Genomic DNA, 12,661 nt, shown 5'->3' with positions numbered 1-12,661 from the left:
CTTTGGATTGTGTTCCAGAGATTAATTACGATGCCATGACAGGGAAAGACTATAGCGAATGCGAACAAGATATTTTAGACACGATAAAAGCACGGAGGCTCCGTAACATAAACGAATACGGCGTCTGCTTCAAGGATCCCTGCAGTATAACTTATGAAGAACAATGTCAAATTCGGGAGAATTGCCCTTTAGACCATATAAAGGCCGACTCCGCTTTATCGGGATATAGATGTCGAAACAGCGAATTTGTTTCTGTTGAAGAAGGCGAGAGGCGCCTAAAGTCTTATAGGGGCTCTTTATGAGCTGGGGTAAAACATGATGAAAATAAGAACAATTGCACACGCAACTTTTGCTGCAATCCTCTTAACCTTTGCCGCATGCGGAGACGATTCGAGTTCCGTTTCAGCAGAAAGTACACCAGTCCCGCTGTCGGAAAAATCCAGTTCTTCCGGGACTGTTGACGAATCAAGCTGTTCTATAGATTCAATAAAATCTAGCGAATCTTCGACGGATATTGAATCCAGCAGCTCTGCGGAAAACGTTGAGTCCAGCAGCGCAGCGGAAGAATGCAACTCCGTTGGGCACGTTCCGTTTAGGTACACTAAGAGATGCCTTGCTCCTGATTCGCTGATTGCCTGTGAAGAATATACAACGGCATATTATGCAGGGGCTATTGAAATTAGTACGGGTTGTTCGTCGGGGCTGGCAATGTTCTTCATTGGCAACGAGGAAAAAGATGTCTTTGGCATCAAGAATCTCCCGGAAGGAATTTATGCGAGAATCGGACCGTTCTATTTCGAATCGGAAAAATATTCATACACGGTAACGCTCGATTCTGCCAGGGTGGTTGACAAAAGCACCGGCGAAGTTTGGCATTTTAAGGAAAAAGGGTGAAGTGATTCTAATACCGAAAAGGCGTATGGAAAAACATTATAGAACACGTGTTCAGGGCGAAGCTCTTCAAGTCTTATAGGGGCTCTTTATGAGCAGGGATAAAACAATCATGATCATGGTTGACAAAGAGACAAAAAGAATCGAATTCTACAAGAACAACGAAGATGATAAAATCTGGTGGGTCGATTATGTCGATTATCATGGATTATATGCGGTTTCCTTTGATAAGAAAAAAATTTTGTTTCTATTCGGAGATTATCCGAAGAATTTCACGCAAGAAGAAAAGGAACTCTTTGATAAAGAAAATCCTTACTGGGCAAATTTCTTTCGTAAAAAGAAATAGTCTTATAGTGGCTCTTTATGAGCAGGGATAAAACCAGAACAGAAAAAAACTGTTATAACTCCTGGAAATTTCCGATAATACGCAAGTGATCAGGACTCTCGGCGGAAACTCGCAGGGACTAACAGTCACAAGAGTTTCCTCCTGTAGCAACTAGCCAAACCTGCTAAAGCAGATTTCGCCCACAAAAGCATTTATTTCCCGAACCCACCGCTTGTTTTTCGACCGAGATGTGAGTTTCTCGAGTGAACAGTCGAACAAAGTGAGTCCCTGTGAACGAGAGATATTCACATCGAGGGAAAGATTTGTTAAAGGAGATTGCCTGCCAAGATGATAGCGGATCCTCGCCTACGCGAGGATGACGAAAAAAGGCGCGGGCATGACAAGAGGAACGGGGTCTTAGGGGCAGAGCCCCTAGGAGAGGGGGTAGCGGATGCGATTAGGAGATCCCCGCTAAGAAGTTTGTGGATCCTCGCCTTCGCGAGGATGACGAGATTGTTTGCGGGGACGATAAGTCGCAGAAGCGAGGGGGAGGCTTCCCCCTTTATTTAATTTCAAAAGAAGGTTGGGCGCCAGAGGTTGTGACGGAGAGGGTCATGGTCTTTTTGCCCAGGGTGCGGGTGACGGTGAAGCCGTCGGCGATGTTTGCGATGGAGAGGCTGCCGTCGCGGAGGACCTGGTTTTCGCGGCGCATTTTCACCAGATTACAGATAAATTCGTATAGCGGTTGGGACTTGCGGTTTTCCAGTTCGTCCCAGGGGACGCTTCGGCGGCAGTCGGGGTCCTTGCCGCCCTTCATGGAGAGTTCCTCGCCGTAGTAGATGCAGGACGCGCCGGGCATAAAGAACAGGAGGGCGTATGCCAGCTTGATGCGTTCGAGGCTTGCGCAGGGCTGGGACAGGAGGCGGGTGGTGTCGTGGCTACCCAAAAGGTTCATGGGGATGTCGCCACGGCCCTCGGGGAAGGCGGCGCGGACCCGGTCGCAGAATTCCTGGACGGAAATGGGGTTCTCGTCGAAGAGGAACTTCATGACCGCCTTGCGGAAGATGTAGTTCATGACGCCGTCGAACTGGTCGCCTTGCAACCAGCGGGAGGGCTCGTCCCAGATTTCGCCTACGATGTAAGCCTCGGGATTGATGGCCTTGACGCGGCGGCGGAATTCCTGCCAGAAGGAGTCGTCGTCGATTTCGTTGGGAACGTCGAGACGCCAGCCGTCGATGCCGCGATGGGTCCAGTATTCGGCCACGGAGAAAAGGTATTCCCGAACATCGGGGCAGCCGGTGTTGAACTTGGGAAGCGCCGGGTAGTTCCACCAGCATTCGTAATTGGGTTTGCCCGAATAGGCGTTGAGAGGCCAGCCCTTTACATGAAACCAGTCCACGTAGGGGGAATTTTCGCCCAGTTCCAGCAGGCTGTTGAACTGGAAGAACCCGCGGGAACAGTGGTTGAACACACCGTCGAGAATGATACGCAGCCCAAGCCTGTGGGCTTTTTTGACAAGGCGGTCGAAATCCTTGAGCGTGCCCAGCACCGGGTCGATTTCGAAGTAATCGACGGTATGGTAGCGGTGGTTGGAATTGCTCTTGAAGATGGGACAGAGATAGATGGCGTTTACGCCGAGGCCCGCGATGTAGTCCAGATGGTCCTCGATGCCCGCGAGATTCCCGCCGAACATGTTTTCGCGGGTGGGCCTGGAGCCCCAAGGCACGAACCTGCCTACCGCATGGTAGCGGGGACTCCGGCAGAACCTATCAGGGAATATCTGATAGAATACGGCGTCTTTTGTCCAAGCGGGAGCGAACATAGGCAATGTGTAGTGTGAAGTGTGTGATGCGAGCGGCTGCGCCGCAATGTGAAACGTCTAATTACACATTCCACATCCCACATTCCACATTGAATTAAATTTTCCACATGGGTCTGCGTTTGCGGGCGTCCACCAGCTTGCGGATTTCGGAACAGAGGAAGTTGTTTTTCGCGAGGTCCTCTACGGAACAGGGCAGGCGGTAGGTCCAGTTCTTGCCGCCGACGGTGCCCGGGATGTTCACCCGTTCCTCTTCGGGAGCGCATTCCGAAAGGGCGGGCGACAAGGCGAAATAGTCCTGCACCGGCAAGATGCAGAGCAGGCTGTTGGCGGAGAACACGTGGGCCAGAATATTCCGCACCACGGTGGGGGTCAGTTCTTCCGGAGCGTTGCCCGGAAGTCCCGCGTGAGACCAGTAGAAGGCCCTATCAAAGTCAGGCTCCTTCCAGAGCCCGCGAAGGCTGGAGGTGTCGTGGCAGCTGGTGGTGCACACCGAGAGGCGGGGGTATTCTTCCATAGCGTAGTAGGGAGAATAGGGAGCGTCCCAGTTGCGGGCCCAGCGTTCGATACGGAGCGAAAGGATATTCAGTTTCTTGAGAACCGCAGGAACGCAGCGGGGCACGGAGCCCAGGTCTTCGGCGCAGACCAGCATGTCCGTTTCCTTGGCAAGGACCGACAGAAGCTTGGTGGCGTTCGCCTCCCAGAGCCCATTCTGGGCGGCCTCGTTTTCGCCGATAATCTCGTGAAGTTTCTGCTGTTCATATTCCGGCAGGGTGAAGAGCACCGGGGCATTGTACCAGTACCAGTAAGGGTAGAAGGTGTGTTCGTCGCCGGTAGGGACAAACACGCGGTTCCAGTAAACCTTCAGCAGCTTGTCCTTAATTTCTTGGGGTTCGGAAAGACCGAGAATGGCCTTTTCCGAGAGGAATTCGTCTTTCAAAATGTAGCGGTCTGTAGTGCCGTAGAGCGTCTTGAAGCAGACGGGCAGCAGGCGTTCCGTATCGCCTTCCAGGAACTGCCGCAGCTGATCCACGGAATAGTTGGGCTTGCGCAGGTATTCCAGGGATTCCTGCTTGAAGCCTGCGGCCTGCAGGCGTTCCAGGGTCAGCGGGATGCTAGGATTGAAGTGCCCGAGGATGCCCGTGGTCTCGGTCTGGGGGATGCTCCAGATACGGAAAAATCCCAGCACATGGTCGATACGGTAGGCGTGGTAGAACTTGCTTGCCTGGGCGAGACGGGCTTTCCACCAGGCAAAGCCGTCCTGTTCAATGACATCCCAGCGGTAGGTGGGGAATCCCCAGTTCTGGCCGCTGTAGCTGAACATGTCGGGAGGTGCGCCGGCACGGTCTTCCAGGGAGAAATACTTGCGGCTCGCCCACACGTCGGCGCTGTCCTCGTTGATGAGGATAGGAATGTCACCCTTGATGTTGATGCCCAACTTGGAAACTTCCGACACGGCGGCACAGAACTGCGTCTCGGCAACGAACTGCATCCAGGCCTGGAACCAAACGTCTTTCTTGTACTTGGTCCAGATTTTTTCAATGTCTGCGTCCGTGGGGTTCTTGAAATTTTTCCAGTCCTTCCAGCTCTTCTCGCCGTTTTCGGCCTTCAAGGTGCTGTAGGCGCAGTAGGCCTTGGCCCAGGGGTTCTTGTCCAGCCACTCCTGCAAGACCTTGTCCTTGCGGAGCTGGTCGTAACGGTTGTCAAAAATTTTTCTCAGGATGGAGCGTTTCCAAGTGGAAATCTTGTAGTAGTCGATGCGTTCCTGCTCGTCGAACTTTTCCTTGGCCTCTTCGATGTCGTCTTCGAATTCGGAGGAACCCTGCACCGCCTGGATGTTGATGAACACCGGGTTCAGGGCAAAGGCGCTGCGGGCGCTGTAAGGGCTGGCCTCGGCACCGGTATCGTTCACCGGCAGAAGCTGGATGACGTTGAAATCACAAAGCTTGGACCACTGGGCAAAGGGAATCAGGTCGAGGTATTCGCCGATACCGATGCTGTTTTTGCTACGGAGGCTGAACAGGGGAACGGCTACACCGCTCTGGAAACAAGAAATATCACTGTAACGCATGGTGGGAAAGATAGTATAGTGGCTAGGGATGAGGGGATAGGATTTAGGGGATAGGGGCTAGGATCTAGGATTTAGGGGATAGGTTGTAGGTGGTAGGGCCGCAGGGGACAAGAGGTTCGAGGCGCGGGGCGCGAGGCACGGGGAATGTCATCCTGGAGAGGCGTAGCCGTCTCACGACTTTACGTGAAAATAATCCACTTCGGGGTGGCTGATGTAGAGGCCGCTTACGGAGGCCTGCGGGTACATGGCGCCGTTCTCGGTGAGGCTGATGCCCACGCTACCGAAGTCGATGAGTTTCGCCACGTTGAAGATTTCCTTGATGTTCGGGAGTACCGGGTAGCCGACGGCCGGGCGGATGCCCTTCCAGCTGTTGGTGCGGGCGAGTTCCTGGCTCAGGTATTCGGCGCCCGCTTCGGCGAGGCGGTCGGCGACGGTCTGCATCAAAAGAACGTCGTAGTCGCTGCCGCCCTGTTCGGCCTTGAGCTTTTCGAGGCGTTTGACGAAGGCGTCGCTCACGGTGACGGCGAAGGCGCCCACAATGTCGCGGAAAACATCTTTACCGGCGGGAGCGGCGAAGACGCTTGCGGTATTCGCATTGGCAGGGGCTACGTAGTCGCAGAGGGCAAGGCAAGTGCCTTCCGGGTTCTGCTGGCGTGCCGTAGCGACTTCGACAAAGTCGGAGTCGGTGCCGGTACGGCCCGTGTTGAACTTGATGGAATTTTCCGTACCGGCTGCAGGGTAGAACGCCTGCACGGCACGCAGCGCATACTCGGGCTTCGTGAGACTCTTGATGAGCGCTTCGGCATCGGCCTTGAGTTTCTTTGCTTCTTCCTGGTCCGGCTTGATTTTCCAGGTGAAGAAGAAGTATTCCCAGCTGATAAGCGGGATGACTTTTTCCAGCGGAATCGGCGGGAGCTTGCTTTCGCCCATGAACGGAGGTTCCACGGGCTGGTACTTGCTCCAGTCGCAGCTGTAGCGACGTTCGAGGGGAGTCTTCTCTGCTGCAGCCATGGCGCTTGCGGCTTCGGTCTGGATGCCGTTTTGCTTGTCGCGAATGCGCTGCTGTTCGACCCGGTTTTCTTGAATGGTCTGTTCGCTAGTGGCCGGATCCAAAAGCTTTTGCACGAGGCCCGGGTTGCTTGCGGCGTCGCGCACGTGGAATACAGGGCCTTCGTAGCACGGGGCGATTTTCACGGCCGTGTGCGTGGGCGAGGTGGTGGCGCCGCCGACGATAATCGGGATGCGCTGGCCCGCATCTTGCATGGCTTTAGCCACGGTGCACATTTCTTCGAGGGAGGGCGTAATCAATCCGGAGAGGCTCAATATATCGGCCTTGTTTTCGATGACCGCCTTCACGATGACGTCTTCGGGAACCATCACGCCCAGGTCCACCATCTCGTAGCCGTTACAGGCCATAATCACGGAGACGATATTCTTGCCGATATCGTGCACGTCGCCTTTGACGGTGGCAATCACAATCTTGCCGCGGCTAGAAGCGTTCGCGTCCTTGCCCGCCTCGATGTAGGGCTGTAAGATTTCTACCGCCTTCTTCATGGTGCGTGCTGTCTTTACCACCTGCGGCAAGAACATCTTGCCTTCACCGAAGCGGCGACCGACTTCGTTCATGCCGTCCATGAGCGGGCCAGAGATGATTCCCACCGGGCTATCGCCGCGGTTGATGAGTTCCATCAGGTCGGGCTGAAGAGTGGTGGAAGTTCCCTTGAGAAGTGCTTCTTGCAGGCGTTCTTCGGGCGTGGTTTTTGCCTGCGCGGAGTCGGCGACGCTGTTGCTACCCGCGTCGGAACTGCCCGCGCCTGTGCTCATGGCGAAAATCGCCTTCGGGTCGTACTTGGTACCCGCTTCCTTGGCGGCAGCGGCAGCTGCGGTCATGCGGCTTGCAATTTCAATAAGCGCTTCGCTTGCATCTGGTTCCGTGTTCAACAGCACTTCGGTAATGGCCATGCGGAGTTCCAGCGGAATCGTCTTGTATTCGATAATCGCGCTGGGGTTCATGATGGCCATGCCCATGCCGTTCGGAATCGCGTAATGCAAGAAGGTGGTGTGCATCGCTTCGCGCAGGTAGTTGTTGCCGCGGAAGGCGAACGAGAGGTTCGAAAGACCGCCCGAGATGCGCACACCGGGCAGGTTGTCCATAATCCAGCGGACCGCGCGGATAAAGTCGATGGCGTAGGCGTTGTGTTCGGCCATGCCGGTTGCGACTGTCAAAACGTTCGGGTCAAAGATGATGTCGGAGGGCGCGAAATCCAGTTGCTTCACCAGAATGTCGTAGGCGCGGGCGGCAATATTCACGCGACGCTCGTAGTTGGTGGCCTGACCTTCTTCGTCGAAGAGCATCACGATGACGGCGGCCCCCAGGCGCTTGATGGTGAGTGCGTGCTCGATAAACGCCTGTTCGCCCATCTTGAGGGAGATGGAGTTCACGATACTCTTGCCCTGGATGCACTTGAGGCCCGCCTCGATGACTTCGAATCGGGAAGAGTCCACCATGATGGGCACGCGACTCACGGCCGGGTCCGATGCAATCAGGTTCAGGAAGGTCTGCATTTCGGCGGTGGCGTCCAGCAGACCATCGTCCATGTTCACGTCAATCACGTCGGCACCGTCTTCGACCTGCTTGCGTGCAATGTCAAGCGCCTCGTCGTAATTCTTTTCGTTGATGAGCCGCAGGAACTTCTTGGAGCCGGCGACGTTGCAGCGTTCGCCCACCTTCACAAAGTCTTCGGCGTTGCAACTGTCGGCACCGTTGCTGGGGCGCACCTGTTCCTTAAACAGCGGTTCGAGACCCGCGAGGCGGAGTAGCGGGCTCGTGGCGTACTTGGGCGCGGGCTTGCGGCGTTCGTAATCAGCCGGCAGGGCGTCAAGCATCTTGCGCATGGCAGCGATGTGTTCCGGTGTGGTACCGCAGCAACCGCCAATCATGTTCACCAGCTTGTCGTCCAGGTAAACGCCCATCAGGCGTACCATGTCTTCGGGCGTATCGTCGTAACCGCCGAACTGGTTCGGCAGCCCCGCATTCGGGTGACAAGAAATATAGCAGGGCGCAACCTTGCCCATGCGGCGCAGGTACGGCACCATACCGTCGGCACCGAGCCCGCAGTTCAAACCAATAGAAAGCGGGTGCATGTGCATCACGCTCACGGCGAAAGCTTCCACCGTCTGGCCCGAAAGTGTTCTGCCCGAAGCGTCGCTCACTGTCATGGAGAACATGACTTCGACTGACTTGAGGTCGGCGGCTTTGTCACCGGCGTCGGCAGCGCGTTTTTCCATCACCTTGGTAAAAGCGCTCGCGGCAGCCTTCGCGTTCAGTGTATCGAAAATCGTTTCAATCAGAATCGCGTCGACGCCTTCTTCCACCAACACCTGAATCTGTTCCAGGTAGGCGTCTTCCAGTTCGTCAAAAGTAATGCTACGGCTCGCAGGGTCGTTCACGTCTTCGCTCATGGAAAGCATCTTGCTGGTGGGGCCCACGTCACCCAGAATGTACACCTGACGGCCGTACTTTTCCATGGCCTCTGCCGCGGCCTGCTTCGCAATCTTCACAGCGGCGCGGTTCATCTCGGCAATGCGGTGTTCCTGGTGGTATTCGTGCTGGCTTACGCGCTGGCTCGAGAACGTGTTGGTGGTCAGGCAGTCCACGCCCGCATCCACGTAACGGCGCTGGATATCGAGAATGATTTCCGGCTTCTCGATGGAGAGCATGTCGTTGTTCGCGCCCTTGATCCCGTAAGTCTGAATGACAGAACCCATGCCGCCGTCCAGCAGCAACATCTTGTTTTCGAAAGCTTCACGTAGCGTCATTTTCTTTTCCATGGCACGAACCGCCGTAACCAGTCTTTATGCATTTATTTGTTTATATGCATAAATATAGAAAAAGTCGGGGCGTTACGGGGCCGACGTCTGAGGCCCCGTAGAGGGGGTAGCGGCAGACTTGGCGAGAACGTTGGATTGTGATTGCTTCACCCCTATTCGGGGTTCGCAATGACACTACCGGCTTTTGTCTAATCGCCAAGGCTGTAGCGAGGGGGAGACTTTCCCCATCCAAGTCAATACTTTGGGCAGTAGATTAAATATTTCTACATTTGCGCCCATGGAAAAGAAGCACCCCCTCTATTTTACGATTCACGGTCACTTTTACCAGCCTCCCCGCGAAAATCCCTGGACAGGCGTCATCGAGAACCAGCCCAGTGCGCGGCCATTTCACGACTGGAACGACCGTATCGCAAGCCAGTGCTACTCCCCCAACTCCGCAAGCCGCATTCTGAATTCAGAGGGGCGCATCCAGGATATCGTCAACAACTACGATTTTATGAGCTTCAACATGGGCCCCACCCTCATGGGTTGGATCCGGACCCATACTCCCGACACTTACAAGAGAATCCAGGAAGCCGACAAGCGGAGCGCCGAACGTCTAAACGGCCACGGCAACGCCATCGCCCAGGTCTATAACCACATCATCATGCCTCTCGCCAGCGAGCAGGACAAGCGGACCCAGATTCTCTGGGGCATCGAAGATTTCAAGTTCCATTTCGGACGCATGCCCGAGGCCATGTGGCTGGCTGAAACCGCCATCAACCTGCCGACAGTGGTGGAACTCATCAAGGCGGGAATCAAGTTTACCATCCTCTCCCCCACCCAGGCGGATTCCTTCCGTGAATTGGGTGCCGAAAAATGGATTGGCTGTAGCAATACCGATATCGACACCACCAGGCCCTACCGCATTTACCCGCGGGACGAAAAGGGCAATCTGGTCTGCGACGGCTACCTGGACGTGTTCTTCTACAACCCCTGGCTCAGCAGCGCCGTAGGTTTCGAGCATCTGCTCCGCGATGCGGGCGTGTTCGGCAAGCGCATCCAGGACGCCTGGGACCCGAACCGCGAAGACCCGCAGCTGGTGAGCATCGGCACCGACGGCGAAAGCTACGGACACCACGAGCCCTTCGGCGACATGTGCGCCGCCTACCTTTACAACCGATACGCTCCCGAGAACAACATGGTGCCCGTCAACTACGGCTGGTACCTGGAAAAGTTCCCGCCCAAGCACGAGGTACTGCTGAAGAATTTCCACGGCGAAGGTTGCGCCTGGAGCTGCGCCCACGGGGTGGGCCGCTGGTACAGGGACTGCGGATGCTCCACCGGAGGTGGCCCCGGCTGGAACCAGAAATGGCGCGGTCCGTTGCGCGACGCATTCAACCACCTGAAGGAACTGGCCGACGAAATCTTTGTGCGGGAATTCGAGAAGGTGAGCAAGGTGAATCCCTGGGACGCCCGGAACGGATACGTGCAGGCATTGGTCGCTCCCGAAGACGAGACACGACTCTCCGCATTCCTGAAGACTATCCTGAACAATCCCGAAAACGCCGAAGAAAGCGCCAAGGCCGTGCGTCTTCTGGAAATCCAGAAATTCTGCCTGTTCAGCTTTACCAGCTGCGGCTGGTTCTTCAACGACATCGAAGGCCTGGAACCTGTGCAGAACATGCGCTACGCCCTCCGGGCCATGGAACTGATGCAGCCGTTCCTCCCCTTCGGGCACTCCATCGAGAACCGTTTCATGAGCATCCTCGCCCGGGCCACCAGCAATGAGCACAAGTGGAACGGCGCCGAAGTTTACACCCGCTACGCCAAGGACGAGGTCCCCGTGACGGTGAAGCTCATGGCCGAACGGGCCGCCATTTTCCACCTGGGACTGGAAGAGGGCTACGACCAGAAAAACGCCAAGCTCACTTCTACAAAGATCGCCTCCCGCCGCAAGCAGACCCTGGTGCGAGCCACCTACGACGACAAGACCATCGGGGAATCCCGGGTGGCAACAATCCTGGTGCTGTCCGATTCCATGGGCCGCGTGAACCTGGTGGTGGCCGACGGCGAACCCGAGGTGAACAAACTCTCCTTCGTAGAAAACCCGAACAAGAGTGCCGAAGAACTTCAGCACCAGTTTCCCACCGCCTACGTGGTGCAGATGCGTCACCTGATGAGCGATTCCCTGAAGCGCATCAACCAGCTGGAAACCAAGCGGAACCTCAAGGACATTACGGAGGCCTTCTCGGACTTTGCCGTTCAGAAGGGGCTTTCCATCGACAGCCTGGCCGACCCGGACCATACCCTGCCGGACACCATTCGGACCATTCTTTCCCTGGACATCAATTCCAAGATCCACCACCTGGTGCTGGAATACCTGGATAATCCGGAGCAGGAAAACTTCAAGGAAATCGAGGCCCTGGTCAAGGAAGCCAACTCCCTGAACGCCACCTTCTCCTTCGGCGGGACGGGCCGCATGATCCACCGCAAAATTGTAGAATGCCTGGACCAGGTTTTCGAGAATCTGAAACAGCCCACCGTCCTCTACATCACGAACCTGATTTCTTTGGCGGACTGGCTGCACATCTACATCGACAAGACCTCCATCGAGAACCAGGCCTTCCCCATGTTCCAGGAATTCAAGAAGAATCCCAAGGGCAAGCTGAAAGCCATGATTCCCGTGTTCCAGTGGCTGAATTTCGAGGTAGGCAATGTATAAGATGAGCCTCATGCCACTCTTTACGGCTGAGGCCATCCAGGAGATGGTCCAACTTCTGGGCGAAAAAATCGCCCGGAACTACAAGTTCGACACCATCGTAGGCGTGCTTACGGGCTCCTTCGTGTTCGTGTCGGACCTGTGCAGGCATTTCCCCAACAAGGACATCAAGGTTTCCTTCATCAGGGCGTCCAGCTATGGCGACTCTACGGAAAGTTCCGGCCAGCTGAAGGTCTCCCTGCTGGAAGAACTGGACCTGAACGGCAAAAAGGTCCTGCTCATCGACGACATTCTGGACACGGGCCGCACCCTGCAAAAACTGGTGGACCTGCTTAAGGAAAAAGGCGCCGCCGAAGTCCGCAGTTGCGTGCTGCTAGAAAAGCGGGCCCGTCGGGAAGTGGACTACAAGGCGGACTTCGTCGGGTTCTCCATCGAAGACGGTTTCGTAGTGGGCTACGGGCTGGACTGCGCCGGAGAATACCGCACCATGCCCGACATCTGGACTCTGGAAAGCGAAAACTAAGGTACACTCCATGGAAAACAACGATTTAGATGACGTCAGGCTACACGCCACCCAAACCTTGGAAGCCGTAGAGCGGAACTACAACAAGATTAGCCGCGGCAAGCGATTCCTTATCAACATGGCTCTCTGCCTCGCCTTTTTTGCCGGCGGCTTTGTCACCTGCAAGGTTGTCAACGACGTTCCAAGCCAGGGGATTATCGAAAAGGTGGCCGCACAGCCCGACCTGAAAAACAAGTGCAAGGGACGTTACGACCGTCCCATGGAATACGCCATCATGCACGAATGCGTCTTTGCCCAGGGAACACCTTCAGACGAGGCGAAGCTGGTCCAGCGTATCAACTACTGCACTTGCGCCCTCCAGAGCGTGCAGCAAAAGAAGCCCTACCAGAAAATGTTCGAGAACAACCTGGTAGACTTCACCTTCAAAATCAGGGAAGAAAATCTCTGCCAAGAGAATAAGCTGATTCCCACCCTGGGAGCAGATTCTACTGCAAAGTAAG

At 55.5% G+C, this 12,661-nt stretch carries 8 protein-coding genes; 5 read left to right on the top strand and 3 right to left on the bottom strand.

Annotated features, from left to right (window positions below; genetic code table 11):
• Positions 1-315: 315 nt before the first annotated feature.
• Together IKB43_10790 and IKB43_10785 are read left to right on the top strand one after the other, a co-directional pair.
• Positions 316-894 carry a hypothetical protein gene (locus IKB43_10790; GenBank protein ID MBR2470612.1) on the top strand — a complete coding sequence of 193 codons (579 nt, stop codon included), beginning with the start codon at positions 316-318 and terminating at the stop codon, positions 892-894.
• 88 nt (positions 895-982) lie between these two features.
• Positions 983-1,237, top strand: coding sequence for a hypothetical protein (locus tag IKB43_10785; GenBank protein MBR2470611.1), 255 nt, complete (start codon positions 983-985; stop codon positions 1,235-1,237).
• 541 nt (positions 1,238-1,778) lie between these two features.
• On the opposite strand, the gene IKB43_10780 is transcribed toward IKB43_10785, so the two are convergent.
• The 3 genes from IKB43_10780 to metH all read right to left on the bottom strand — a co-directional run bounded on the left by IKB43_10780 (position 1,779) and on the right by metH (position 8,925).
• Entirely contained in the window at positions 1,779-3,038 is a 1,260-nt protein-coding gene (locus IKB43_10780) for a glycoside hydrolase family 13 protein (protein MBR2470610.1), read from the bottom strand.
• Positions 3,039-3,132: 94 nt separating this feature from the next.
• The gene (locus IKB43_10775; protein ID MBR2470609.1) at positions 3,133-5,106 is read right to left on the bottom strand and encodes a 4-alpha-glucanotransferase; all 1,974 of its coding nucleotides are present in this window, start codon (positions 5,104-5,106) and stop codon (positions 3,133-3,135) included.
• Between the two features lie 171 nt (positions 5,107-5,277).
• On the bottom strand, positions 5,278-8,925 hold the full coding sequence (gene metH / locus IKB43_10770) for a methionine synthase (protein MBR2470608.1): 3,648 nt from the start codon (positions 8,923-8,925) through the stop codon (positions 5,278-5,280).
• Between the two features lie 289 nt (positions 8,926-9,214).
• On the opposite strand from metH, the gene IKB43_10765 reads away from it, so the two are divergent.
• Genes IKB43_10765 through IKB43_10755 form a run of 3 tightly spaced genes read left to right on the top strand, consistent with a single transcriptional unit; the run spans position 9,215 to position 12,660 of the window.
• Positions 9,215-11,641, top strand: a complete 2,427-nt coding sequence (locus IKB43_10765; GenBank protein ID MBR2470607.1) for a DUF3536 domain-containing protein — start codon at positions 9,215-9,217, stop codon at positions 11,639-11,641.
• Entirely contained in the window at positions 11,634-12,161 is a 528-nt protein-coding gene (gene hpt, locus IKB43_10760) for a hypoxanthine phosphoribosyltransferase (GenBank protein MBR2470606.1), read from the top strand. Before IKB43_10765 ends, hpt begins: the two co-directional genes overlap by 8 nt.
• 10 nt (positions 12,162-12,171) lie before the next feature.
• Positions 12,172-12,660 carry a hypothetical protein gene (locus IKB43_10755; protein MBR2470605.1) on the top strand — a complete coding sequence of 163 codons (489 nt, stop codon included), beginning with the start codon at positions 12,172-12,174 and terminating at the stop codon, positions 12,658-12,660.
• The last annotated feature ends 1 nt before the right edge of the window (position 12,661 follow it).

The organism is Fibrobacter sp. (assembly GCA_017503015.1).
Classification (GTDB): domain Bacteria; phylum Fibrobacterota; class Fibrobacteria; order Fibrobacterales; family Fibrobacteraceae; genus Fibrobacter.
This window is presented reverse-complemented; position numbering and strand designations above follow the sequence as displayed.